Raw genomic sequence first — 24,912 nt, 5'->3', positions numbered from 1 at the left:
TGTGCTCACAGGTCCTGTGCGAAGCTGCGCTCGAAACGGCGGAAGACGAGCTGTCCGATGACGAGCATGATCAGGCTGACGACGCCGGCGACCACGGCGTACACGCCGAAGTGCGGCGGCAGGCCGGGGGTCGACGAGGCGGTCGGCGCCCAGAAGCCGTAGTGGAAGAACTCGACAGCGACCGTCAGCGGGTTGCTCATGTAGATGTGGAACAGCCACGGCGGCATCTTGTCGATCACGAGCGTCCACATGTAGAGCACGGGCGACGTCCACGTCGAGAACATGCGGATGATCTCGACGACGTTCTGGGCGTCGCGGAAGCGCACGTTGATGCCGCCGAAGAAGAGCCCCAGACCGGTCGCGAAGACGAGCACGATCAGCACGCCGGCGAGGACGGCGGCGATGCCCAGCAGAGACGGAGTCCACCCCAGCAGCAGACAGATCGCCAGCAGCACGGCCACCTGCGGGAGGAAGTGGACGAACGCGACGATGATCGCCGCGACCGGGAACAGCTCTCGGGGAAGATAGATCTTCCGCACCAGCGCTCCGTTGTCGACGATCGAGTTCGTCGCGTTGCCGAATCCCTCGTTGAAGAGGTTGATGATCACGATGCCGGAGAACAGGTAGATCGCGAAGTTGTCGACGTCGCGATGGATGTTGAGGATGATCCCCATCACGAAGTAGTACACGGCGAACTGCGCCGCCGGTTTCACGTAGGACCAGGTCCAACCGAGGACGGAGTTGCGATAGCGAGTCGCGGTCGCCTTGCGGACGAGAAGGTTCAGGAGGTACCGACGCCGGAAGACGTCGAGCACCCCTCGTCCGCGCCCGGGAGATTGATACAAGCGCGCGTCGACTGTGCTCACCTGGTTACCACCACGCCTCCTCGTCGCGCGCCTCGGGCAGGCACGCATACCGCCCTTCATCGTAGTCGGTGATCCTGGGCGCACTCTTTCAGGAGGACGGGTGTTCGCCCGTCCTCCTGTGTCCGTTCTCAGCGCGTCGGCAGCTTCAGCGTCGCGCAGTTGGCCGGCGAGAGTTCGGTGATGGCGACGCCCCGCGGATCCGTGATGATCGTCAGCTTGCCTGCGGCGGCGGAATAGAGGACGCCGTTGCATCGGACGACCGTGGTGACCGTCCCCGCCTTGGGCATCGCCGCGCCCGCCGCGTCGGAGATCGCCACGGCTTGCCTCGGGAGGCCCAGATCGTCGGCGCGGAGCCAGGAGTTGAGGTAGATCAGGCGTCCCGCATCCGCGAGGTAAACGCGGCCGTCGCCCGGCGTCACCACGAAGCCGATGTCGGCGCGCAGCATCGTCCCCTTCGGCTGGGCGGCCATGTCAGCCGCCGCCAGGGTCACCACGCGCACGGCGCCGGGGCCGTTCAGCGCCGTCAGCGTCGCGGGGTTGGCGACGTGGCGGAAGACTCCGCCCGTCGCCATGTGGATGGCGCTGTCGCCGGCGCCGTTGACGAAGAGAGGCGAGGCCGTGTCGTTCCCGATCCGCAGCAGCGCACACGTCCGGGCGTCGACCGCCGCGACTCCGAACCCGCCCGAGGAAGCCACGCGCCAGAGCGTGCCGCCCGCAGCGAAGTACACGCGACCGTCGCACGAGACGAAGCGGCTGAGATCCGTCGTGGTCCGATGCTGCGCGACCGCCGTCGCGGCGACGTTCTTCGTGACCTTCACCGGCAGACCGAGGTGGGTGGCGAAGTCGAAGGAGGACACGTAGTGCAGCTCCCCGTCGGACGTCGGCAGGTACACCCTGGTCGATCCCGCGATCGTGATGAACTCGCCCGGAACGAAGCGCGTCGGGATCGCTCGGTACTTGGAGGCCCCGCCCGGCGTCATGGTCGCCGCATAGAGGCTCGGGTTCTGTCCCCACGCCGTCGCCGCTGCCGCGGTTCCGTACGGCACGAGGTCCTTGCCCTCGATCACGAAGACACGCGCATCGCCTGCCATCTTCGCCCGCACGGTCATCTCCGGCCCGGCGCCGGGCCTGCGGAAGTCGTCGGAGTCGAACTTCGTGAGCGCGTTGCAGTTGGATCCCCAGCTCGCGACGAGGTCGCAGGTCGGGAACCGGTGCGTCTTCCCGTCGCTGAGATACGACACCGTGAGGGTGGACGCGTCCTGCAGGAACAGGGTCGCCGCCCCGCCCTGCCGGAGCGACCCGATGTGGTCGTTCGTCGTCGGCGCCGGGTCGCCGAAGGCGGCCTTGTACTGGCCCCAGACATCGGCCGTGACGTGGTACGCGGTGCCGTTGGTGATCGCGTAGATGTCCTTGCCGACGTTGACGATGGGACCGTCCGGCCTCTTGATGCCCTGCGTGCTGCCGAACCAGTCCGTGAAGTAGTTGTAGAAGTTGCGGTTGCCGTATGCCGAGCAGCCGTCGCCGGTGCCGTAGCCGGCCCGGAGGGCGGCGGCGTTCGGCTGGTAGGGCGTGTAGTAGTACAGCGCGGAGGTGGCCTTGTTGGCGACGGCCACCGGCGACGAGCCGCACGAGGCCTTCGGGTTGTAGAGGATGTTCCAGGTCCGCCCTGGGGCGTACCACTGGAACCAGCGGCCCTCCATGTAGATCTGCATCTGACGCGCTGCGCCGTAGATCTGGTGGAAGAAGCCGATGTAGTTGGGGTCGCACGGCGCCGTGTCCGGGCATCCCTGCCCGAGGGCGATGCGGTAGCGCCACGCGCTCGGCCAGGTGTGGGTGATGAGACCCTGCTCCTTCTGGAGCATCACGATCAGCACCTGCGGGTTGATGTTGCAGGCCTGTGCCACGCGGTAGATGATCCGCGCCGCTGACTCGTTCGCCGCTCCCGAATAGCCGGAGCAGTACGCGTCGCCTGGGCGCGACACCGTGTTCATGCGGAAGTCCTTGAGGCACACGATCGGCTCGTTGTTCTCGTCACGACCGCCCAGGCAGCGCGCCACCTTGCCGTTGAAGAAGCTCTGGATCTGCGCTTCGGTCATCGTGCTCTTGTTGGTGAACACGGCGTCGCTGATGATGTTCCCCGCATTGAACCCGGCGAGGGTGGTCTTCACGATCCCCCCGGAAGCGGGCTGGACCGACGCGCGCGCGAGGTCGGCACTGCTCGAGGAGGTGGACGCCGAGGCAGCGGCGGCGGGGACCGCCGTGCCGAGGAGCAGGGCGGAGACAGCGAGGAAACAGACGAGGAGTGGGGCGGTCCTCGGTGTGTTTCGAGAGCGTGGGGCACGTCGAGACATGTGACCAGTGTGACGGAAGTTGCGGGATGATGCCACTGTTACGACAGTTGAGACGCAATCCGTCGGCGTGTCGCAGGGATGCGCAGGCTGCTCCCAGCGAATCAGAGGTCCGCGTGCAGGCCCCAGAGACGTTCGGCCGAACTCGCCCAGGAGAAGGCTCTGGCGCGGTCCAACCCGAGTACGCGCAACCGCTCGGCCGCCGCGTTCGCGGCCTCGGACAGCGCTTCCGCGAGGTCCTCGGCCGCGACCAGCATCCCGCCGTCGGCGATCACATCACCGTGCGATCCGCTGTCGACCGCCACGACCGGCACGCCCAGGACCATCGCCTCGATCGCCCGCCACGGCCAGCCGGCCACCGGGTCGCTCGCCGCGAAGGCCGACGCGCCTGCCAGGACGGCGGCGCGGTCCTCGACGGGCAGAGCACCCCGCACATGCACGCGCCGCTCGGGCAGTCCGGCCGCCGAGGCCACCTCGGCGTAGCGCGGCTCCGAACCCTCTGGCGCGTCCAGAACGACGGCATCGAGACCAGCGGCGATCGCGCCGCGGAAGCCCTCGGTCAGCGTCGCCAGCGACCCGACGAGCACGACGTACTCCTCCGGAAGGGACAGCGCTGCTCGCCGTCGCACCGCGTCGGTCGGTGCAGCGAAGCCGCGGGGAGGAGCACCGGCGATGACACGGACCCGGTCGCCCAGGCGCGCCAGCTCGCTCAGTCTCTCTGCCATGGCATGAGAGGGGACGACCACCGCGTCGGCATGCTTGACCGCACGGCGGAGCATGCCCCGCTGCCAGGCGACCGTGCCCTTCGACAGCTGATCGGGCGCCTCCCAGGCTCGCAGGTCCCACAGGGTCACAGTGGTCTGGTCGTTGTCGTGCAGCCGGTCGTGGCGCACGAGCGGCGCCATCAGCGTCGGTGCGTGGATCAGGCCCCCGCCGACCCCCGGGGCGATGCCGAGCTGCCAGGACGCGGCGAGTTCGCGGCGCCCGAGGCTCAGCGTGCGCACCTCCGAGACGCCAGCCACGGGGACGGACGCGCCGGCAGGGACGATCGCCTCGACCGTGCAGCCGGAGGGAGCCGTCGCGACCAGTCCCGCCGCCAGATCCACGGACGCGGCAGCCTGGTCGGGGTCGACGATCTGCACGAGCTGATCCAGAACAACACGCAGTCGAGCACCCATGGCATCAGGGTAGCCGCGGGCGCCCTTCGCTCCTGGGAGCACCGGGCCCGCGCCGCCCGAATGTCAGCGTTCCCACAGATTCCGCGCCCACGGACGGCGCTGTTCATGTTTGAATGCTCGAGTGAGCGATGGTCGACTTCCCGCCCGGCGCCGATGGATCGGGTGGACCGTCGGCATCCTGTTGTCCCTGCTGCTGATCGCGATCGGCTGGGTCGCCGTCCGCGGGATCGGGGCCGTGAACGATCTCCAGCAGGTCGCCAAGGGAGCGACGCAGCTGAAGTCGTCGATCGCCGCCGGCGATCTGGAGGGCGCGCAGCCGATAGCGAAGAGCATCGCGCGCAATGCGGCGTCGGCTCGCGACCTCACCTCCGATCCCGTCTGGCAGGTCTTCGGCGCGGTGCCGTGGCTCGGTCCGAACTTCCGCGCGGTGAGCGAGGTCGCCGAGATCGCCGACGACGTCTCGCAGGAGGCGCTGTCGCCCCTGCTCGACGTGGCGGCCGACTTCGATCTCGCGAACCTCGGGTTCTCGGGCGGCAAGATCGATCTCGCTCCGTTCGCCGCGATCGCGGAGCCGCTCGGCGCGGCCGACGCCGCCCTGAGCGCAGCCCAGCGCGACGCACGACGCATCGACGCGGATGCCACGCTCCCGCCGCTCGCGGATGCCGTCGAAGAGCTGCGTTCAGCGGTCACCGAGGCCGCGACGGTCGTCGGCTCACTGCACGGCGCCGCCGTCCTGCTGCCGACCATGCTCGGCGGCGAAGGCCCCCGCGACTACGTCCTCGCGATGCAGAACAACGCCGAGCTGCGCTCCTCCGGCGGGATCGTGGGCTCGATCGCCCTGCTGCACGCCGAGAACGGGCAGATCACGCTGCAGTCCCAGGCATCGACGCTGGACTTCCCGCCCCTGGAGACACCGCTGCCGCTGAGCGAGTCGACGGTCGCCCTGTTCGAGGATCGTCCGGGCCGTTACCTGCAGAACATCACCAGCATCCCCGACTTCAGCGAGGCCGGCGCCACCATCGCCGCGCGATGGGAAGGCCGCTTCGGGCAGAAGGTCGACGGCGTGATCGCCGTGGATGCCGTCGTGGCCCGACACCTCCTGAAGGTCACCGGCGACCTCACCTTCGGCCCGTTCACGGCCACCGCGGACAACGTGACCGACATCCTCCTCTCCGAGATCTACGCCGCCGTCCCCGATCCGGCTGCCCAGGACCAGATCTTCGCAGGCGTCGCGAGCGCCCTGTTCGGCGCGGCACTGTCCGCCGGCGACCCCGAAGCCCTGGTCGGCGCCCTCGCGGACGCGGCCGGCGAGGGACGCATCCGCATCTGGAGCGCGCACGAGGACGAGGAGTCCGTGCTGGCGGCCTCGGCTCTGGGCGGCACGATCCCGGAGGACACCGCTGACGGCTCGTCGGTGGGCGTCCTGATGAACGACACCACCGGCGGCAAGATGGACTACTACACCCGTGCCTCCATCGCGACCGCGGTCGGCACCTGCCGCGGACTGCCCACGACCCAGGTGAGCGTGACCTGGACGAACACGGCCCCCGCAGACGCGGCGACGGCGCTGCCGAAGTACGTCACAGCGGACGGGTTCTACGGGGTTCCCCCCGGGAGCGTACGCACCCTGATCGCCGTCTTCGGTCCGCAGGGCGCCACCCCCGACCACATCGACAGGGACGGCGAGGAGGATGCCGTGCAGACGGCGGTTCTCGACGACCGCACTGTCGTGCAGCACGAGGTCACCCTGGCCCCCGGCGAATCGACCACCATCACGGTCGAGTTCCAGGGCACGGGCGCCGGAGAGCGCCTGACCGAGGTGCTGCACACCCCGTTGATCGACGCTCCCGAGACGACGCGGAAACCTCTGACCTGCGCTTCGTGACTTTCACCCGCCGATAGGGTACTGTCGACTCACTGGGGAATATCTGGTGTCTGCAAAACTGCCGTGGGGGCAGGAAGACACCACGCAGTCGGACGCAGGGGTGTGTCCGAAGGCGATTCCGCGTGAAATTCTGGGGAGAAATCATGCTGAAGAAACTGGCTGCCATCAGCCTCACCGCTGGCGCGCTGGTCCTGCTCGCGCCCGCTGTCGCCACCGCCGCGCCGACTGTTCCGGCCGCGTCGACCGACTCGTACTCGACGCCTCCCGGCGTCAAGGTCGGCGACCCGATCATCGACATCTGCGAAGTCTCGACCATCGTTTTCGGTCCCGGGTTCTTCCTCCCGTCGGAGAACGTCAACGTCGCGGTCTCCGGGCTCAACGCCGCGGATGCAGCCGTGTCGGGCAACACCGCCACAGCCGACGGGAGCCTGACGCTCACGTTCCGTCCGCCGTCCGACGGCGAGGGCTCCTACGCCATCGCCTTCAACGGGTCACGCGCGTACACCGCCACGATCACGGTGTCGCACGGTCACGACGCGGCGGTCAGCTGCGACCACGACCCCGGGGTCGCGGCCGCGGGTTCCGAGCTTCCGCTCACCGGCGACGGCTTCGAGCTGGCGCTCACGGGCGGAAGCGTCTCTCCGTGGGTGCTCGGAGGCGGCGCCGCGGCGCTCGTCGCCGGCGGCGCTCTCGTCGCGGTCGGAGCCTCCCGCCGCAAGCGCGCCTAGGTCCGGCTGCCGCCTCGCGCGGTGGTCGACTGGACGACGGTGATCCCTCCCCCTCCGATCACCGTCGTCTGGTGCATCCGGTGAACTCACCGGAAGCCCACGGCCGTCCCTCTCCTGGGGACGGCCGTGGGCTTTGGAGCGCCCGGACGGTGCGATCACGATCGCCCGCGCCTCGGGTCGGGTGTCAGGGCTGCGGTGTCGGCGTCTCCGTCGGCGGGTGCAGGGACTGCGTGATCATCTCGCGGATGTGCGCGTAGTCGGGCTGGTGCTCATCCACACCGAACTCGGGCGTGAGCTCGATCGTCGTCACCGGCTGCTCCTTCGCCTTGAGCATCAGATCGAAGAACTCGGGGAGCTTGTCGGACGGGAGGTCCGTGCTGATGAGTGCGGTTCCGGCCGCGGCGACCTCGTTGAACCGGGTCAGCACGGTCTGCGGCGTGAACTGCGCGAGGATCGCCTCCTGCAGCTCCCGCTGACGCTTCATCCGATCCCAGTCGTCCGTCGTGTAGCGCGACCGGGCGTACCACTGCGCGGTGTCGCCGTCCATCCGCTGCTGACCGGGCTCGATCCATCCGATCGCCCACTCGTTCACATCGGTGCCTGTCCAGCCCTCCGGCGGACCACCCTTGGGCAGCCGCTCGGTGACGTTGATGTCCACACCTCCGAGCGCGTCCACGAGCTCCGCGAATCCGTGCATGTCGACGAACACGTAATACGGGATCTCGATGCCGAGGACACCCTCCGCCGCATCCTTGGTCGCCTCGATGCCGGGGGCGGAGCCGTGCGCGTCGGCGTCGGGGTACAAGCCTGTCCCGTGGTCCTCCCGGCACACCTCCGCGGCGTTGCGCACATGGTTCATCCAGCCGTTCCAGCCGCAGGTCGACGAGCTGTGCCCCTCGAAGCCGTCCGGGTACAGCTCCTGCATCGGACTGCCGTCGCTGAACGGGGCGTTCGGGAGCTCGCGCGGGATCCCGGTGATCGTCACGGCGCCGGTGTCGGCGTTGACCGAGACGACGGAGATGCTGTCGAAGCGCATCGAATCGCGGCCGTCGCCGCTGTCCGCGCCGAGCAGCAGGATGTTGTAGTAGCCGTCGCTCGGCTCGACGCTCGGCCCGCTCTGGCCGAAGATCGATCCCAGCGTGCTGCGCACCGATCCGACCGCGGTCGCGGCGTACGCGGTGCCGCCGCCGACCAGGCCGAGGAGCACGAGGGCGACGACCGGGATCGCGAGGCGCGACACCCCTGGCACCTTCACCAGACGCACCAGGCGCAGCGCGTCGAAGGTGAGCACGATCCAGAGCACGACATACCCGACGAGCAGAACCTGGACGATCGTGAGGACCGCCGCCGAGAAGAATCCCCCGCCGATCGTGAACCACAGCAGGACAGGACGGGCGAACAGGGCCAGTCCTGCGGTCACGAGCACCAGCAGCCAGGCCACCAGCGTCGCGCCGAGCCCGAATCGGCCGAGCCGACGATTGCCTGCGAGGATCTGCGCGGATCCGGGCAGCACGAGGTTCAGGGCGACGAGCCACCAGCCCCGCTTCGCCATCATCCCGGGATCAGAGGAATCCGGGTGCCGCAGCGGCCGGGTCTCGATGAGCGGGCGCTGCGATGCGCGCGGCGGCGCAAGGGTCACAGCGAGTCCTTCAGCCGTTCGTTCTTCGCCTCGACCTGCGCCTCGAGGTCGCGGGCATACGCCTCGACCCGGTCGGCGAGCGCGTCGTCAGCGGTGCCGAGGATGCGAGCGGCGAGCAGACCGGCGTTGCGCGCGCCGCCGATCGAGACCGTCGCGACGGGGATGCCCGCCGGCATCTGCACGATCGAGAGCAGCGAGTCCATCCCGTCGAGGTAGGCGAGCGGCACCGGCACCCCGACCACCGGCAGCGGCGTCATCGACGCGAGCATGCCGGGAAGATGGGCTGCTCCCCCGGCACCGGCGATGATGACCCGGATGCCGCGGGACCGCGCCTCACGCGCATAGGACATGAGCTTGTCCGGAGTCCGGTGCGCCGAGACCACTTCGACCTCGTGCGGGATGCCGAAGTCCGTGAGGGCCTGAGAGGCGTCGCTCATCACGCGCCAGTCGGAGTCGGATCCCATGACGACGCCGACCAGGGGCGCGGCGGAGGAGTGCAGTGGCTCGGTCACCAGATCAGGCTACGGTCTGGTGCTGGGAGATTCCCCGAACGGCGCGCGCTTGAATCGCATGTCTGCTCGGTGACGCGCCGCTCAGTCGAAGTGCGCGGCGACGGCGCGGGCCACGTACACCGCGTCATCGAGATCCTCGTCGGCGACGTTGACGTGTCCGACCTTGCGACCGGGGCGGGGGGCCTTGCCGTAGGTGTGGATCTTCGCCTGGGGGTGCTCGGCCATCGCCGCCGCGAAACGGTCACCGAGAGTGCCCTCCGCCGGACCGCCCAGGATGTTCACCATGACGGACCAGGGCGCACGCGCAGCCGTGCTGCCCAGCGGCAGGTCGGCGACCGCCCGCAGGTGCTGTTCGAACTGCCCCGTGACCGCCCCGTCCTGGCTCCAGTGTCCGCTGTTGTGCGGCCGCATCGCGAGCTCGTTGACGAGGATGCGCTCGTCGTCGGTCTCGAAGAGCTCGACGGCGAGCATCCCCGTGACGCCGAGTCCCTCGGCGATCGACTCGCCGATGCCCCTGGCCACGGCGGTCAACCGCTCACCCGCGGCCGGCGCGGGCGCGATGACCTCGGCGCAGACCCCGTCTCGCTGCACGGTCTCCACCACGGGGTACGCCACGATCTCACCGCTCGGACGACGGGCGACCTGCTGCGCGAGCTCGCGGACGAACGGCACGAGCTCCTCCACGAGGAGCGCGTCGCCATCGTCGAGCGCGTCCATCCAGTCCTCGGCCTCGCCGGCAGCCCGCACGACGCGCACGCCCTTGCCGTCGTAGCCACCGCGCGGCGTCTTCACGACGCCCGCGCCGCCGTGCTCGTCGAGGAACGCCTGCAGCTCGTCGATCGAGCGCACGGGCGCCCAATCCGGCTGCGGGACCCCGAGCTCGGCGAGGCGAGCGCGCATCACCAGCTTGTCCTGCGCGAACTGGAGGGCGTCCGGGCCGGGGTGCACGACGACCCCGTCGGCGACGAGAGCGCGCAGCACCTCCTGCGGGACGTGCTCATGGTCGAAGGTCACGACGTCGACGTCCGCGACGAAGGCGCGCACGGCCTCGAGATCGCGATAGTCCCCGACCGCCGTGGCCGCGAGTCCGGCGGACATGCCGTCCTCCTCGGCGAGCACTCTCAGATCGAGTCCCAGTTCGACCGCCGGGGCGATCATCATCCGGGCCAGCTGTCCTCCGCCGATCACGCCAACTCGCAGCGCCATGTGCCGCCTCCATTCGTCTGCCCCCATTCTTCCGCACCGGGAGCCGCCCGCTCGACATCGGACGCGACGCCGAGACGGCGCGAGGACCCGTCTCGGGTCACAGCGAGCCGGGTTCGTCCCCGCCGGACTGCGCGTCGCGGTGCGCGAGGATCTGGCCGACCTCGATCTGATCGGCGAGGGTCTCATGCACGAGCGTCACGTTCGGCACGTTCGACAGCCGCAGCGGCGCATCCACGCCGTTCGACAGCGTGATGGTCCCCGTGCCCCACAGGCGCTGCAGCGGACCGCGGCGGACCGCGATCGTGTAGCCGCGGGAGTGCGACATCTCACGACGGCGACGTGCGCCGACGCCCTGATGCGCGATGACGCGCCGCGTCGTGACGGTCGTGCTCCGGGAGAACCAGACCACGAAGGGGATGACGACGGCGATCAGGACGAGCGCACCGGCGGCGGCGAGCAGCATCCAGTCCTCGAACCCCTCGGGGAGGTTGCCGTAGAGATAGGCCGTGGCCCCGAAGGTCGCGATGAGCACGAGCGCCGACCAGAACAGCCGGCGGGCGTGGCTGCGGAAGCGCGCGATCAGCAGCTCTTCCGCAGGCGTACCGGGTGGCGGCATCAGGGGCCGCCCGCCGAGCGTCACAGGCTGGGTCACCCCACCATTGTGCCCGTGATCGGCGACATCCCCGGCTGTACCGCGGCGTGTCAGCTTCCGGCCGGACGCACGTGCACGACGTCACCGGCCGAGATCGCGTGCTCCGCACCGTCGACGACCACCACCAGGCGCCCCTCGCGGTCGAGGCGCGAAGCGGTTCCCTCGACGACGCGATCGCCCGGCATCGAGACCCGGACCGTGTGCGCGAGCGTCGCGCATCGTGCCGAGACAGCGTCGTGAAGGCCGCTCGCGATGGCGTCGCCCGCCTGGAGGAGGCCGGACAGGTAGCCGTCGAGCGTCGTGAGGTAGCCGGAGAGCAGACGATCCTCGTCGACGTCGGCGCCGAGGACCGCGAACGAGGTCGCCGTCGGCACCGGCAGCTGTTCGGCCGTCATGCGCGTGTTCACACCTGCGCCGAGGACCACCGCCCCTGTCGTCGCCTCAGCGAGGATGCCGCAGATCTTGCGTCCGTCGACCAGGACGTCGTTCGGCCACTTCAGGGCGACGTCGCGTCCCGGCAGCTGCTCGGCGACGGCAGCCGCCATCGCGGCACCGGCAGCGAGCGGGATCCATCCCCGTGCGGTCGGGGCGGCAGGAAGCTCCCGGAGCAGGACCGAGACCGCGAGGGCGGAGCCGGCCGGCGCCACCCACGTGCGATCGAGGCGGCCTCGTCCCGCCGCCTGGTCGTGCGTGGTCAGGACCGACAGGTGCGGCCAGCCCTCCGCGTCCTCCGCGTGCGCCCGGAGGTCGGCGTTCGTCGAGCCGGTGCGTGTCACGTGCTCCAGCCGTGAGGCGACCGTGCCCGCGAGCGGGAAGGAGGCCGTCATGCCTCGTCCTCGTCGGCTTCCTCGTCGTCGTCGTCCTCGTCGGGACGGACCGCTCCGACCTCGCTGGCCTCCCAGCGCTCCCACTCCTGCATGAGCCGCTCCACCGCGGCGTGGAACTTCTCGGTGGCGACGCCGGGGGTGGTGTCGCCGAAGTAATGCTGCACCCACATCCGCAGGCGCGCGATCGCCGCCTCGTCGGAGCGCACCCGCTCGACCTCCGCGACGATGTCCGACGCGCTCTCGACCGTCAGCCATTCGCAGTCCGCGAGGTACCCCTGCGTGTCCACCGAGGCGCGCTCATCCGCCGGACGGGTGATCATGAGCGGTTTGCCCGCGGCGAGCCGGTCGTACACCATCGCCGAGATGTCGACGACGGCGACATCGGCCGCGGTGAGCTGCCAGCCGAGCTCGGGCCCGTGATCGTAGACGTGGTGCGCCGAGGGATCCGCGGCGTTCGCCGCCTCGATCGCCGCGATGATCCGACGGTGGGCCGCACCGTAGGCCTCGTCCACGACGCCGCTGCGCGGGTGCGGTCGGTAGATGACACGGTGCTCGCCGGTCGCGAGCAGCCGCGCCACGAGCGTCTCGCCGTGCGAGGCGATCGAGCCGTAATGCGCGCTGGGGCGGTCGCCCTCCCACGTGGGCGCGTACAGGACCACCGTGCGGTCGTCCGGGGTGAAGGGGAGGATGCCCGAATAGTGATCGGCCTGCGGGCGGCCGATCTCGATCGTGCGCCGGTCCACGTCATAGTCCCACAGTGTGCGCGAGAGCCTGTCCCGCGCGGCCTGGCCGGCGACGAAGGCGTAGTCGTAGGCCTTGTACTGGTTGGTGGTCATGTACATCTTGTCGGATTCGCCGTGGTTGATGAACACGTGCCAGCGCCGCCCGTAGCGGAACATCTGGAAGTTCCGGGTGTTCTGGTTCACGTACAGCACGACCCGGATGTCCTGCGTCGCGATGAAGCGCTCGAGATCGCGGATCTTCGGCACGAAGGCGACGGGCGGGGCATCCTCTTCCAGGAGCTTCTCCGCGCCGGTGGCCTGGCGGGCGAGCACGACGACCGGCCAGCGCTCGGCCAGCTCGGCGAGCGGTCGGTACCACTGACGCATCTGGTACATGTTCACGTCGCCGTCGGCGAAGTAGACCGCGACCTGGAAGCGACCCTGGGGGTGCGGCTCGCGCTCGGCGAGGCGTCGACGCACGCGCTGCACGGCGGACCGGGACGCGAGCGCCCGCTTCAGCAGACGGTAGGCCTTCTTCGCGTCAGACAGTGCACCCATCCCTCCAGGATAGTTCGTCGTCTTCCGCGGGTCGGGTCCCCCCTGTCATCAGGGAACGCGCGAGACGTCGTGCCATGATCGACATGTGCCCGCTGACGAATCCCCCACTCCCCCGTCCGGGGTGTCCTTCGTGATGCCGGTGCTCAACGAGCGTGCGTACCTCGAGCATGCGGTCGCTTCGGTTCTCGCCCAGGACGTGGACGGACCGGCCGAACTGGTCCTCGCGCTCGGGCCGTCGACGGACGGCACGACGGAGCTCGCGCAGAGGCTCGCCGCTGCCGATCCGCGCATCCGCCTCGTCGACAACCCCGCGGCGCACATCCCGGTCGGACTGAACGCGGCGATCCGCGCGAGCCGCTACGCGACCATCGTGCGCGTCGACGCGCACTCCGAGTTGTCGCCCGGCTACGCGGCGCGGGCGCTGCAGACCCTCGAGCGATCCGGAGCGGCGAACGTCGGCGGGGTGATGCATGCTGAGGGGCGCTCTCCTTTCCAGAAGGCCGTCGCGCGCCTGTACAACTCCCCCGTCGGGCTCGGCGGAGGCGCCTATCACGGCGGCACGCAGGAGGGCGAGGCGGAATCGGCGTACCTCGGCGTCATGCGCCGCGCCGTGCTCGACGAGGTCGGCCTCTTCGACGAGTCCATCCGCCGCGGCGAGGACTGGGAGCTGAACCTGCGCATCCGCCAGGCCGGGCACCGGGTGTGGTTCGATCCGGACCTCTCCGTGACCTACTGGCCGCGCGAGAGCTGGCTCCGACTGGCCAGGCAGTTCCGGGCGACCGGGGCGTGGCGCGGCGAACTCGTCAGACGCTTCGGACGCCGCAACGGCATCCGCTACTTCGCTCCCCCGATCCTGCTGCTGGTCGTCGTCCTCGCCCTCGTCGTCGGCATCCTGCAGCTCACCGGAGTGCTCAGCGGGCCGGCGTCGCTGATCGCCTCGCTTCTCGTCTGCACCCCGCTGGCCCTGTACGTGCTGCTCGTGGTGGGCGTCGCCCTCGCGCCCGGCGGCGGCGGCCTTCGCCAACGGCTGTGGACCCTGGCGGTCCTGCCGACCATGCACCTCTCCTGGGGGCTCGGCTTCCTCGGCGGAGTCCTCCGCGGAGCGAGGGACACGGTCGACGCCTCCCGTCTGGGAACGCGCAACACCCCGCTCCCCTAGCGCCGACTCCCGGGCTCAGCGGGTGACGAACCCCAGGTCCAGAAGGCGGTCGACGACGCGTCGAGCGGCGTGCCCGTCGTCCCGCGTGTTGAACTGCCGCCGCCAGGCGGCGTACCGCTCGGCGTAGGTCGCGACGTGGTCCGGATCGTCCAGAGCGGCAGCGAGCTCGTCCTGGGTGCGCACCAGCGGACCGGGCGCGCGATCGGCGAGATCGAAGTAGAAGCCGCGGAGCTGGCCGCGGTAGTGGTCGAGATCGGGCACGAGGAAGTACATCGGCTTGCCGGTGACGCTGAAGTCGAACATGACCGAGGAGTAGTCCGTGATGAGGGCGTCGGCGACGAGCAGCAGCCGTGACGTCTCCGGATAGCCGGTGACGTCGATGACCCGCGCTCCCGCCCTGTCCCTGCCCTGCTCGATCGTGCGGGAGTGCCCACGCACGAGCACCACCGCGTTCGCCTGGCGGGCGAGCAGCTCGGCGTCGACGAAGTCCACCATCTCGGTGCGATCGTCACGCCAGGTCGGGGCGTACAGCAGCACCCGCTCGTCCGCGCCGATCCCCAGCGCCTCGCGGACGGCCGCGGCGTCGCCCGTGACGAGAGCGTCGTTGCGGGGATAGCCCTCGACCCAGATCGGCCGCCCGAAGAACGCGTACGCCTTGCGCAGGATGCGCTCGGAGTAGGTGTTCTGCGCCAGCAGGACGTCCCATCGCCGCGACTCCTTGACGACGGCAGCCATGCGCCGCGGGTCGAACCCCGGGCGGTGCAGGGCGAGTCGTTTCAGCGGCGTGCCGTGCCACGTCTGCAGGACCTTCTGGCCCGGCTTGCGGGCGAACCGACGGCGCAGCCAGTCGTTCACCACGAGCAGTCGAGCGGCTCCGCGAGCATGCCACCACTGCGGGCTGCCCTCGACGACGGCGATCGCCCCCTCCGGCACCTCGACCGAGAGGTCGGTCACGCTCCAGTACCGCCGCACCTCGGGCGCACGGGCGGCGAGCTCCCGGTCGATCGCCCGCGGGTTGCAGCCGACGCTCCGGCCGTAGAAGCTCTCGAAGAACACGGCGTTCTCGGTCCCGCCGGTCTGCGCCACGTAGCGCTCCTCCAGCGTCGCGCGCCCTTCGGCCGTCTCGTACACCGGATCGATGGGCGCGGCGATCCGCACCTCGTCCCCGTCCACCGCGATGCGCACGCCGGTCAGGACCGCGGGTGGCACACGGAGGTCGGCGAGGTCGGCATCCGCGATCCGCAGTTCGTATCGTCCGGCCGGCAGCGGGAGCAGGGGCCCGCCCCACCGTGACGCCTGCAGCGGGAAGGTGGCCTTCCACGTCTTGCCGCCGCCGGTGATGCGCGCGTCGACGCGCGCTCGTGGTCCGACCAGGACGGCCGCTGCCGGTCGCGCACCGGTCCCGGCGATGACCAGCGCCTCTGCGGCGTCATCGATGCGGGCCGTCGTCATGCTGCTCCCTTCGGCGCGGGAATCCCCCGCGCGCGGATGACCTGGTAGACGCGCTCGGTGTTTCGCCCGTCCCGATGCGCATGCATCTCCGCGCTGAGCGTAGCGGAACGCGAGGAGGCGATGTCGTACGCCCGATCGTCGGACAGCAGCGCCTCGAGCTGCTGCACCACCTGCGTCCAGTCCCTCGCCGGGTCGGGACCTGCGACGTCCTCGTACCTGCCGTAGAAGCCGCGCGTGCGCGCGTATTCCTCGGCGTCGGGCGCGAGGAACAGCACCGGCATGCCCAGCAGACCGACGTCGTAGGCGAGCGAGGAGTAGTCGGTGACGAGGACGTCGATCGCGGCGAGGGCCGGAGTCACGTCGGCGAGTCGATCGGCGCCGAGCGACCGCACTCTGCGGCTCGGCTGCGGCGGCGCGTAGCGTCCGGCACCGAGCGGATGCGAGCGCACGAGGAGAACCGCGTCGGCCTGCTCGAGCGCACGGAGGATGAGAGTCCACTCCGCCGCGGTCGGCACGGCGGGGTCGGGCGCCCCGTCGCGCCAGGTCGGCGCGTAGAGGACGGTGCGCGCGCCCTCGGGAAGGTCGTCGACGGCGGCATGGAGCACCGCCGACGCGGAGCGCCGTCGCTCCTCGGCGGGACCGGCCGAGAGCACATCCACCCGGGGCTCACCGGTCACGACCACGCGGTCATCGCCGAGACCGAAGGCGGATTCGAGGCGTCCTCGCGCGCGGTCGGATGCGGCGGGCAACACGCGGATGCGCTGGGCGGCCGCGCGATACAGGAACCCGACCAGACGACGCAGCACAGCCGCTCCCGGTACGTTCGGCACCTGGGTCGTCGCGGAGGAGTCCAGGCCGATCCGCTTCAGCGGGATGCCGTGCCAGAGCTGGACCACGAAGGCGCCACCGTTCGCGTAGCGGTTCACGTCTCCGAGACCGTGCGTGACCACGAGCACACCGGCGCGCGCCGTGGCCCACCATCCGCGGGCACTGTTCTTCGGGGCGGTGGGGATGCCCAGGGCCGCTGCGTCGCGCTCTTCGCGCGCGGTGGCCGTGAGCCACAGCGTGTCGTGCCCCATCGCGGATGCGTGGCGGTGCAGCGCGAGCGCTCCGTCGCCGATACCGGCGCCGCAGCCGAACACCCAGCGACGGCCGCGCGGGAGGATGAGGGTGCCGATGCGTCCGACGGCATACAGCGGGATCCGGAGGAGCTTGGCCGCGTTGCCGGTGCCGAAAGAGAAGGACGCCACCCCGCGAGCCTATCGCGCGGGTGGCGTCCTTCTCCGTGACGGGAGGATCAGCCGGCGAGTTCGCCGAGCGTCACCTCGATGTCGTACTCCTTGCCGCCTCGGACGTAGGTGACGTCCGCCTTGCTGCCGGCCGCCGCCGCGCGCACCTGCGCGGTCAGATCGCTGGCGCTGGTGATCGGCACACCGTTGAACTCGGTGACGATGTCGCCCGCTTCGAGACCGCCCGCGGCCGCGGCGCCACCCTCGTTCGCCTTGGCGATGTACGCCCCGGCGACGGTCGCGCCCTCGACGCTCGACGCGTCCTGCACGGAGGCCCCGAGCAGACCGTGCGTCGCCGCGCCGTCGGCGATGATCTCGTCGGAGACGCGCTTGGCGATGTTCGACGGGATGGCGAATCCGATTCCGATCGAGCCGGAGTCCTCGGAGCTTCCCGAACTCGCGATCGCCACGTTGATGCCGATCAGCTCACCCTTGCTGTTCACGAGTGCGCCGCCCGAGTTGCCGTGGTTGATCGCGGCGTCGGTCTGGATCACGGCGATCGAGATGCTGTCGGAGGTCTGCGGGGTGCCGCTGCCGGGGATGTCGAACTGGAACGGCCCCTGGCCCTGCCCCTGGTCGGGCGACTGCTGCTGATCCGGCGCGTCCTCGGAGGACGAGTCGGGCAGCGCGGACGACGCGATCTGGATGCTGCGGTTCAGCGCGCTCACGATGCCGGTGGTGACGGAGTTCGCCAGTCCCAGCGGCGCGCCCAGCGCGACGGCCGTGTCACCGACGTTGAGCTTCGACGAGTCGGCGAAGTCCATCGGCGTGAGCCCCTCCGCCCCCTTCAGCTTGATGACGGCCAGGTCGTAGATCGGGTCGGTCCCCACCACGGTCGCCTCGAAGATGCGGCCGTCGGAGGTGGTCACCCGGATCGTCGGATCGGCGACCGCGCCGCCCAGGGTCACGACGTGCGTGTTGGTCAGGACGTAGCCGTCGTCGCTGATGATCACACCCGAACCGCTTCCCGCCTGGTCGGAACCGGCGACCTCGATGGTCACCACGGACGGCAGAGCGGCCGTCGCGACCGCGGTGGTCTCGTTGACCGAGCCCGGATTGTTCACGGTGACGGTCTGCGGTCCGGTGGCCGTTCCGGAGGACGGGGTCTCCTGCAGGCCGTTCAGCAGGGCGCCGCCGCCGAAGCCCGCGACGCCGCCGACGAGGGCTGCCGCCACGATGAAGGCCGCGATCCTCGTGCCGCCTCGCTTCTGCTCCTTCACCTTGGGCCCAGCGGTGGAGGCGTCGCCGAGCGGCTGCGTGGGCTGGGTGTGCGAGGCAGCCGTCGGGATGCCGAAAGCGGCGCCGGGCGCGTGTCCTGCGGACGGGGGCGCGTAACCGTGCGGCACCGAGGCGATGACGGGGGCGGCGGGCGCAGGGGACGTGAACGTCGACGGCACCTCGTGTCCGTGCACCGGCGCGGCAGGGGCCGGCTTCGGCGTGTCAGCGGCGGCACCCGTCGCCGACTGGGCGGCGACCTCTGCGGCCTGGGTGGACGGCACGGCGTCGTTCGACGCGGCTGCCGACTGGTCGGGGGTCTTGTCTTCGTTCATGGTGTGTGCTCCTTCAACGACCATTTCAGAATGACGCCTGTGTCTGTGCGTTCCTTATGTCGAGGATGAGTTTCAGCTATGGCCTTAGCCTGTTCTTCATGAGTGTCATTCCCGGCGCATGGCGGCGCACGGCAGCGGGTGCAGGTCTGCTCGCTGCGGACGGAACCGTCGCGCCCACCATCTTCGCAGAGATGTCCGCCGCAGCGGCCCGAACCGGGGCGATCAATCTCGGGCAGGGCTTCCCCGACGAGGACGGCCCTGCCGAGGTTCTGGAGGCTGCGCGCCGTGCGATCGCCGACGGTGCGAACCAGTATCCGCCCGGTCGAGGCGTCCCCGACCTGCTCGCCGCCATCAGCGAGCACCAGCAGCGGTTCTACGGGCTCGACGTGGATCCTGGCACCGAGGTGATCGTGACCGCCGGAGCGACCGAGGCTCTGACGGCCACACTGCTGGCCCTGATCGACGGCCCGGACGACGAGGTCGTCGTCTTCGAGCCGTACTACGACTCCTACGCCGCCGCGGTCGCGCTGGCCGGCGCGCGACTGCGCACGGTCCCGCTGCGAGCCCCGGACTTCCAACCGGACCTGGAACAGCTCGCCGCGGCGGTCACCGACCGCACCCGGATCATCCTCGTCAACGACCCGCACAATCCCACGGGAGCCGTCTTCGGCCGGGAGGTGCTCGACGAGGTCGTGCGGTTGGCTCAGCAGCACGATGCGGTGATCGTGACGGACGAGGTGTACGAGCACCTCTCCTTCCACTCCCCGCACACGCCGATCGCGACCCTGCCCGACGCGGCGGAGCGCACGCTGACCATCTCCTCGGCAGGGAAGACGTTCTCCACGACGGGCTGGAAGATCGGCTGGATCCACGGCCCCGCGGCGCTCATCACGGCGGTCCTCACGGTGAAGCAGTACCTCACCTATGTGAACGGCTCGCCCTTCCAGCCTGCGATCGCCGTGGGACTGCGCCTGGACGACTCGTACTTCTCGAACGCGGCGACCGAACTCGCGCGCAAGCATCAGATCCTCGGCCAGGGGCTGCGCGCCGCCGGGTTCACGGTGCATCCACCGCGGGGCGGCTACTTCACCGTGGCCGACGCGACGGCCCTCGGCGGGGCGGACGCTGCGGCGTTCTGCCGCGCCCTCCCGGAGCGCGCCGGCGTCGTGGCCATTCCGCTCTCGGCCTTCGTCTCCCCCGAACATCGAGCCGACTACGCCGGCCTCGTGCGCTTCGCCGCCTGCAAGCGGATCGACGTGCTGGAGGAGGCGGCGGCCCGGCTGACGCGGTACTCCGCCTGACGGGGATCCTCAGGACTCGCGGGCTGTCACTCCGTACCGGCGAACCCGCAGCGAGGGGTTGGTGGTCCGCACCGTCTCGATGGCGGCGCGCTCGACGGTCGCCACCGCGATCCCCTCCGCCGTACCGACTCCTGCCAGGACGACCCCCTGCGGGTCGACGATCTGCGAGTGCCCCACACCGATCGGGGTGGGGTGGTCGGCGGCGATCACGTAGACGGTGTTCTCGATCGCACGCGCGCCGAGCAGCGTCGTCCAGTGGTGCTCCTTGAGCGGCCCCCTGACCCATTCGGCCGGCACGACCAGCGCATCGGCGGCGGCGTCGACCAGGACGCGGGCGACCTCGGGGAATCGCAGGTCGTAGCAGGTCATCAGTCCGAAGCGCAGCCCTCCGAGCTCGAACGTCGCGGCCTCCCCGACCTCACCCGGCTCGACCCAGTCCGACTCGGTCTGCCCGAAGGCGTCGTACAGGTGCTGCTTGCGGTAGACCGCGAGGACACCGTCGCCCCGCGCCGCGACGACCGTGTTGCGGACATGCCGCTCGTCGGACGCACGCTCGACGAGCCCGGCGACGATCACGACCGCGAGATCCGCGGCGAGGGCGATCAGCGTCGTCACGAACGTGCCGTCGAGGTCCTCCGCGTTGGCGGCGAGACTCTCATCCAGGGGGTCGACGAAGTAGCTCGAGTACTCCGGGAACACGATCAGCCTCGCTCCGCGTGAGGCGGCCTCGGTCGCGAGCTCGGCGATCCGCTCGAGGTTGTCGGGGCGGGAGGCGGTGGGAGCGAACTGGCACACGGCGACGGGGACGGCTGCAGGTGCGGACATGCTCTCATCCTCTCGCATCCACGACGCGCCCGGGTTCCCGTGCGGCGTCGCCTCGATTCGACCGACCCCGGAATCCGTGATAAGTTATCTCTTGTGCCGCGGGGTGGAGCAGTTCGGTAGCTCGCCGGGCTCATAACCCGGAGGTCGCAGGTTCAAATCCTGTCCCCGCAACAAATGAAGGGCCCTCTGACTCGGAGAAATCCAGGTCAGAGGGCCCTTCTCCTTTGCACTCTCCGTCTCGGGTCAGCGCACGACCGCGGTCGGCCCGACGAGCGCCGCGAGCACCTCGTGGCTGATCGAGCCGAGCAGGAAGCGCGCGACGGCGCCGCGGCCGTGCGAGCCGACGACGGTCAGACGCGCCGTGGCAGCCAACCGATTGATGACCTCGGACGGATATCCGCGTTCCACGCGGGACTGCAGGTCGAGGTCGGGGTACGTCTGTCGCAGGCCGGCCAGCGCGAGGGCGAGCGCCTCCTCCGAGAGCGCCTGCATCGACGTCAGATACTGCTCGGGATACACCTTCGGTCCGCGCGGGACGGCCACGGGCGTCCAGACGATCACCGGGATCAGAGGCTCTCCGAGACGGTCGGCTTCCGCAGCCGCGAAGGCGACGGCGGCTTCTGACGTGGGCGATCCGTCGACGCCGACGACGATCCCCCGTCGTCCCTCGGTGGCGACATCGGGGATGACGACGACCGGGCAGGCGGCTCCGGCGACGATGCGCAGGCCGTGGACCCCGCGCTGCGGGGTGTCGCGGTCATCGCTGCGGTAGTCGCTGCCGATCACCAGGAGCGTGGCCCCGGCCGTGGCCGACACCAGCTGTCGCACCGGGTCTCCACGGAGCACCACCACGTCGACGGCCAGTCCTTCCGCCTCCAGGTTGCGCGCGTGCGCTTCGAGGAAGGCGTTCGCCGACGCGATCGCCGCCTCCACCACAGGACCTTCGCCGACTGCTCCGACCGCTCCGCCGACGACGCTCACCAGGAGCAGCGAGGCCTTTCGGGATCGCGCCCGCTCCGTGGCCCATTCCAGAGCCCGTCGACCCGCCGACGTGTCCAGCACTCCCACAACGATCCGCTCAGCCACCGAGGACCTCCCTGTTCGACTCCCACCCTCGCACGGCGGAGCGCACGGCGCGAGCCCTCCGGCGTGATCCGCGGCCACCCACGGCCGCAGCGCCGGCGTGAAGACGCGAATGGGCGCCCCCGAGGGGGCGCCCATTCGTCGAGAGGCGGAGGATCACTCCCCGGCCGTGGACTCCAGCTCGATCAGCTTCTGCACGGCCGCGGTGAGCCGCTCATCCGCCTCGGCGAACTTGGCGAGGTCACCCGCCTTCAGCGCCGTCTCACGGTCGACGAGCGCGGACTGGGCCGCCGCGAGGGCGTCGGCCTGGGCGTCGGTCGGCTGCGCCGGCTGCGTCGGCGTCTCGCCGGTGTCCGGATCCACCGCGTCGGGGTCCGGCTCGACCGTGTCGTCGCCGCCCGTCGCGCCGGAGTCACCGCCGAACAGCGTGTCCAGCGCCTCGGTCAGAGTGTTCTCGAAGGCGACCCGGTCACCGAAGGCGACGAGCACCTTCTGCAGACGCGGCAGCTGCGTCCCCTCGGACGACTGCACGTACACCGGCTGCACATAGAGCAGACCACCACCGACCGGCAGCGTCAGCAGGTTGCCGTAGATGACCTCGGACTCTCCCTGCTGCAGCAGGTTGAGCTGCGGGACGACCGCGGTGTCGGAGTTGTAGGTGTTCTGCACCTGACCGGGACCGGGCACCGTGGTGTCGGTGTCGATCTCGAGCATGCGCAGCTGGCCGTAGCCCTCCGCCTTGACGCCCTTCTCCGATCCGGCGTCCGAGTCCACCGCGAGGTAGCCCATCAGCACGTCTCGGCTGCCGCCGGCGCCCTGCGAGTTCGGGATGAACGTCGAGAACATCGAGAATCGTGGGGAATCCTGGCCGGGCATCTGCATGGTCAGGTAGTAGGGCGGCTGGAGCATGTCGTTGCTGCGCGGGTCGTTCGGCGTCTGCCAGCGGTTGTCCTGCTGCGCGAACGAGCCGGCCTTGTCCACGTGGTAGACACCGAGGATGTCGCGCTGCACCTTGAAGAGGTCGGTCGGATAGCGGACGTGGCTCATCAGCTCGCCGGACATCTCGCTGATGGGCTTCAGGGTCGACGGGTAGACCTTCTGCCAGGTCTTCAGCACCGGATCCTCGTCATCCCAGGCGTAGAGCGTCACGGAGCCGTCGTAGGCGTCCACCGTGGCCTTGACCGAGTTGCGGATGTAGTTGATGTCGTCGATCGCGAGCGTCGGCGACGGGATGTTCGAGTCCGCGATCGCGTCCGAGAGGCTCACGCTCGTCGAGTACGGGTAGGTCGAGCTGGTGGTGTAGCCGTCGACGATCCAGACGATGCGCCCGTCGACGACGCTCGGGTACGGATCGCTGTCGAGCTCCAGGTACGGCGCGACCTTCTGCACGCGCGTCTTGGGGTCGCGGTCGTACAGGATCTGCGACTCGTCGTTCACGAGGTTCGAGAAGAGGATCTGCTCGGACTGGAACTTCAGCGCGTACAGCAGCTTGGTGAACGTGTCGCCGATCTTCGGACCGCCGTCCCCCTCGAACGTGGTCTTCGTCTCGCTCGAGCCGTCCTTGCCGCGCGGGTAGTCGATCTCCGCGGGTTCGGCGCCGTCGGGAGCGCCCACGATGGAGTACTCGGGCGAGTTCTCACCGAAGTACACGCGCGGTTCGAAGTTCTCCCGGTCGGAGAGGAAGCCGGAGGTGGGGATGCCGCGCTCCAGGAACACCGGCTCGCCGTCCGACGTGCGCTGGTTGCCGGCGGCGGCGACCAGGCCGTAGCCGTGGGTGTAGACGGCGACGCGGTTGTTCCAGTTGTCTCCGTCGCCGAGGCCGGACATGTCGAGGTCGCGCACGGACACCACGGTGTCCTGCATCTTCCCGTCGATCTCGTACCGGTCGACGTCCATCGTCTTCTGGAACTGGTAGTACCCGCGGTACTGCTCGAGCTGGCGGACCGTCGGCGGGATGACCTTCGGGTCCATGATGCGGGTGGACGCGGTCGTCTCGGCGTCGGCGCGCAGCTGCCCCGCCTCGGCGTCGGTCTCGGCCTCGAACGGCGTGGTCTCGAGGTTCGCGACCCCGTACGCCTCCTTGGTCCCGTCGATGTTCCGCTGGTAGTACTCCGCCTGATAGGCGTTCTGGTTCGGCTTCACCTGGAAGGTCGTGACCACCCACGGGTAGCCGATGCCGACGACGAGCGAGGCCACGATGAGCAGGGCCGTCGCGGCGAGCGGGAAGCGCCAGCGGCCGATGACGGCCGTGACGAAGAAGAGGATCGCGACGACGGCGGCGATGATGGCGAGGATCGCGAGACCAGGGATCGTGGCGTTGACGCCGGTGTACGCGGCACCCGTGATGCGATCGTCGCGCTCGACGAGGGTCTTGTACTGGTCGAGCCACAGGCTCGCGGCCTGCACGAGGAGGTAGAGGCCGGCGATCACGGCGAGCTGGATGCGTGCCGGCTTCGAGATGCGCAGCTCACCCTGGCCGATGCGCACCGAACCGTAGAGGTAAGAAACGAGCGCGGTGACCAGGAGCGAGAGCAGGAGCACGGCCGAGACGAACGCGAGCAGGATCGTGTAGAACGGCATCGCGAACATGTAGAACCCGGTGTCGAGACCGAACTGCGGGTCGACCTCCGACGTCGCCACGCCGTTGGCCCAGAGCCAGACGGTCTTCCACTGACCCGCCGCCGCGAAACCGGCGAACAGCCCGAAGAAGATCGGCATGCCCCACATCGCCAGACGGCGCAGGGGCTCGATGACCTCCTGGTACCGGTCGAGCTGCGAGCTGAGGCGAACGTAGACCGGGCGCAGCCGGTACGCCAGCTGGATGACGACGAACAGCGGCACCGCCATACCGAGGAAGCCCACCACGAACATCACCGCCGTGGCGATCCACTGCGTGGTCAGCACGCCGGTGAAGCCGAGCTGGTCGAACCAGAGGAACTCGGTGTAGAGGGAGGCGAACACGAAGAACACCGCGATCAACGCGGCGATGATCACCAGGGAGATGCCGAGGATCCGTCGGGAGGTTCGAGGCGTGGCCGGGTTCTGAGCTGAGGTCGAGGTCACCGTTCCATCCTAGGCATCGCTCACTGTGCGCGGGCTGTCATCGCGATCACGGCGAGGTCACGGTGCCGA

Annotated in this window: 19 protein-coding genes and 1 tRNA gene; 5 read left to right on the top strand and 15 right to left on the bottom strand. The window is 69.9% G+C overall.

Going from position 1 to position 24,912, the window contains the following annotated elements; translation table 11 throughout:
* Positions 1-5: 5 nt before the first annotated feature.
* The 3 genes from CSX12_RS06265 to CSX12_RS06255 form a co-directional block, all read right to left on the bottom strand.
* Complete coding sequence (locus CSX12_RS06265; protein WP_225855793.1) at positions 6-866, bottom strand: ABC transporter permease; 861 nt, start codon at positions 864-866, stop codon at positions 6-8.
* A 128-nt stretch (positions 867-994) separates the two neighbouring features.
* On the bottom strand, positions 995-3,034 hold the full coding sequence (locus tag CSX12_RS18595) for a hypothetical protein (RefSeq protein ID WP_206427142.1): 2,040 nt from the start codon (positions 3,032-3,034) through the stop codon (positions 995-997).
* A gap of 284 nt (positions 3,035-3,318) precedes the next feature.
* The gene (locus CSX12_RS06255) at positions 3,319-4,392 is read right to left on the bottom strand and encodes a glycosyltransferase (protein ID WP_124895216.1); all 1,074 of its coding nucleotides are present in this window, start codon (positions 4,390-4,392) and stop codon (positions 3,319-3,321) included.
* Positions 4,393-4,513: 121 nt separating this feature from the next.
* On the opposite strand from CSX12_RS06255, the gene CSX12_RS06250 reads away from it, so the two are divergent.
* Both CSX12_RS06250 and CSX12_RS06245 read left to right on the top strand, forming a co-directional pair.
* Positions 4,514-6,277 (top strand): DUF4012 domain-containing protein, encoded by a 1,764-nt coding sequence (locus CSX12_RS06250; RefSeq protein WP_017203282.1) that lies wholly within the window; start codon positions 4,514-4,516, stop codon positions 6,275-6,277.
* A gap of 143 nt (positions 6,278-6,420) precedes the next feature.
* The gene (locus tag CSX12_RS06245; RefSeq protein ID WP_124895215.1) at positions 6,421-7,005 is read left to right on the top strand and encodes a hypothetical protein; all 585 of its coding nucleotides are present in this window, start codon (positions 6,421-6,423) and stop codon (positions 7,003-7,005) included.
* 184 nt (positions 7,006-7,189) lie between these two features.
* Here the strand turns inward: CSX12_RS06245 and CSX12_RS06240 are convergent, their stop codons facing one another.
* The 6 genes from CSX12_RS06240 to CSX12_RS06215 form a co-directional block, all read right to left on the bottom strand.
* Positions 7,190-8,644: an LCP family protein gene (locus CSX12_RS06240; protein WP_017203284.1), complete on the bottom strand. Its 1,455-nt coding sequence runs from the start codon at positions 8,642-8,644 to the stop codon at positions 7,190-7,192.
* Positions 8,641-9,108, bottom strand: coding sequence for a 5-(carboxyamino)imidazole ribonucleotide mutase (purE, locus tag CSX12_RS06235; RefSeq protein ID WP_124896823.1), 468 nt, complete (start codon positions 9,106-9,108; stop codon positions 8,641-8,643). The genes CSX12_RS06240 and purE overlap by 4 nt, the downstream gene beginning before the upstream one ends.
* A 129-nt stretch (positions 9,109-9,237) precedes the next feature.
* Positions 9,238-10,362, bottom strand: a complete 1,125-nt coding sequence (locus CSX12_RS06230) for a 5-(carboxyamino)imidazole ribonucleotide synthase (protein WP_124895214.1) — start codon at positions 10,360-10,362, stop codon at positions 9,238-9,240.
* A gap of 97 nt (positions 10,363-10,459) precedes the next feature.
* A complete protein-coding gene (locus tag CSX12_RS06225; protein ID WP_026049870.1) occupies positions 10,460-11,014 on the bottom strand; it encodes a PH domain-containing protein in 555 nt (184 codons plus the stop codon).
* A gap of 50 nt (positions 11,015-11,064) precedes the next feature.
* Entirely contained in the window at positions 11,065-11,841 is a 777-nt protein-coding gene (locus tag CSX12_RS06220; RefSeq protein WP_017203288.1) for a biotin--[acetyl-CoA-carboxylase] ligase, read from the bottom strand.
* Positions 11,838-13,121, bottom strand: a complete 1,284-nt coding sequence (locus CSX12_RS06215; protein WP_124895213.1) for a CDP-glycerol glycerophosphotransferase family protein — start codon at positions 13,119-13,121, stop codon at positions 11,838-11,840. The genes CSX12_RS06220 and CSX12_RS06215 overlap by 4 nt, the downstream gene beginning before the upstream one ends.
* A gap of 85 nt (positions 13,122-13,206) precedes the next feature.
* Here CSX12_RS06215 and CSX12_RS06210 point away from each other — a divergent pair, with 85 nt between their 5' ends.
* Positions 13,207-14,280 (top strand): glycosyltransferase family 2 protein, encoded by a 1,074-nt coding sequence (locus CSX12_RS06210; protein WP_277425114.1) that lies wholly within the window; start codon positions 13,207-13,209, stop codon positions 14,278-14,280.
* A gap of 15 nt (positions 14,281-14,295) precedes the next feature.
* On the opposite strand, the gene CSX12_RS06205 is transcribed toward CSX12_RS06210, so the two are convergent.
* Genes CSX12_RS06205 through CSX12_RS06195 form a run of 3 tightly spaced genes read right to left on the bottom strand, consistent with a single transcriptional unit; the run spans position 14,296 to position 18,571 of the window.
* Positions 14,296-15,732, bottom strand: coding sequence for a CDP-glycerol glycerophosphotransferase family protein (locus CSX12_RS06205; protein ID WP_124895212.1), 1,437 nt, complete (start codon positions 15,730-15,732; stop codon positions 14,296-14,298).
* Entirely contained in the window at positions 15,729-16,982 is a 1,254-nt protein-coding gene (locus CSX12_RS06200; RefSeq protein WP_124895211.1) for a CDP-glycerol glycerophosphotransferase family protein, read from the bottom strand. Before CSX12_RS06200 ends, CSX12_RS06205 begins: the two co-directional genes overlap by 4 nt.
* A gap of 47 nt (positions 16,983-17,029) precedes the next feature.
* Positions 17,030-18,571, bottom strand: a complete 1,542-nt coding sequence (locus CSX12_RS06195; RefSeq protein WP_225855791.1) for a trypsin-like peptidase domain-containing protein — start codon at positions 18,569-18,571, stop codon at positions 17,030-17,032.
* Between the two features lie 98 nt (positions 18,572-18,669).
* Between CSX12_RS06195 and CSX12_RS06190 the strand changes: the two genes are divergently transcribed.
* Positions 18,670-19,872 carry an aminotransferase class I/II-fold pyridoxal phosphate-dependent enzyme gene (locus CSX12_RS06190; RefSeq protein ID WP_124895209.1) on the top strand — a complete coding sequence of 401 codons (1,203 nt, stop codon included), beginning with the start codon at positions 18,670-18,672 and terminating at the stop codon, positions 19,870-19,872.
* Positions 19,873-19,881: 9 nt separating this feature from the next.
* Here the strand turns inward: CSX12_RS06190 and CSX12_RS06185 are convergent, their stop codons facing one another.
* Positions 19,882-20,697, bottom strand: coding sequence for a carbon-nitrogen hydrolase family protein (locus CSX12_RS06185; RefSeq protein ID WP_124895208.1), 816 nt, complete (start codon positions 20,695-20,697; stop codon positions 19,882-19,884).
* Between the two features lie 97 nt (positions 20,698-20,794).
* Between CSX12_RS06185 and CSX12_RS06180 the strand changes: the two genes are divergently transcribed.
* Positions 20,795-20,868 (top strand) — tRNA-Met (locus CSX12_RS06180).
* Positions 20,869-20,940: 72 nt separating this feature from the next.
* Here CSX12_RS06180 and CSX12_RS06175 read toward each other — a convergent pair.
* Positions 20,941-21,783: a universal stress protein gene (locus CSX12_RS06175; RefSeq protein ID WP_124895207.1), complete on the bottom strand. Its 843-nt coding sequence runs from the start codon at positions 21,781-21,783 to the stop codon at positions 20,941-20,943.
* Between the two features lie 153 nt (positions 21,784-21,936).
* The gene (locus tag CSX12_RS06170; protein WP_124895206.1) at positions 21,937-24,843 is read right to left on the bottom strand and encodes a UPF0182 family protein; all 2,907 of its coding nucleotides are present in this window, start codon (positions 24,841-24,843) and stop codon (positions 21,937-21,939) included.
* Positions 24,844-24,912: the final 69 nt, after the last annotated feature.

It is taken from the genome of Microbacterium sp. Y-01, from assembly GCF_003856715.1.
GTDB classification, from domain to species: Bacteria; Actinomycetota; Actinomycetes; order Actinomycetales; family Microbacteriaceae; genus Microbacterium; species Microbacterium algeriense.
Note: the sequence above shows the minus strand (reverse complement) of the source record. Positions and strands in the feature narration are given on the sequence as shown.

What these genes read in the sequence shown, in the direction of transcription:
- CSX12_RS06255 (WP_124895216.1), bottom strand. Translation starts at nt 4,392, where the DNA reads ATGGGTGCTCGACTGCGTGTTGTTCTGGATCAGCTCGTGCAGATCGTC.
- purE (WP_124896823.1), bottom strand. Translation starts at nt 9,108, where the DNA reads ATGGGATCCGACTCCGACTGGCGCGTGATGAGCGACGCCTCTCAGGCC.
- CSX12_RS06230 (WP_124895214.1), bottom strand. Translation starts at nt 10,362, where the DNA reads ATGGCGCTGCGAGTTGGCGTGATCGGCGGAGGACAGCTGGCCCGGATG.
- CSX12_RS06195 (WP_225855791.1), bottom strand. Translation starts at nt 18,571, where the DNA reads ATGAACGAAGACAAGACCCCCGACCAGTCGGCAGCCGCGTCGAACGAC.
- CSX12_RS06190 (WP_124895209.1), top strand. Translation starts at nt 18,670, where the DNA reads ATGAGTGTCATTCCCGGCGCATGGCGGCGCACGGCAGCGGGTGCAGGT.
- CSX12_RS06215 (WP_124895213.1), bottom strand. Translation starts at nt 13,121, where the DNA reads ATGGGTGCACTGTCTGACGCGAAGAAGGCCTACCGTCTGCTGAAGCGG.
- CSX12_RS06245 (WP_124895215.1), top strand. Translation starts at nt 6,421, where the DNA reads ATGCTGAAGAAACTGGCTGCCATCAGCCTCACCGCTGGCGCGCTGGTC.
- CSX12_RS06220 (WP_017203288.1), bottom strand. Translation starts at nt 11,841, where the DNA reads ATGACGGCCTCCTTCCCGCTCGCGGGCACGGTCGCCTCACGGCTGGAG.
- CSX12_RS06185 (WP_124895208.1), bottom strand. Translation starts at nt 20,697, where the DNA reads ATGTCCGCACCTGCAGCCGTCCCCGTCGCCGTGTGCCAGTTCGCTCCC.
- CSX12_RS06205 (WP_124895212.1), bottom strand. Translation starts at nt 15,732, where the DNA reads ATGACGACGGCCCGCATCGATGACGCCGCAGAGGCGCTGGTCATCGCC.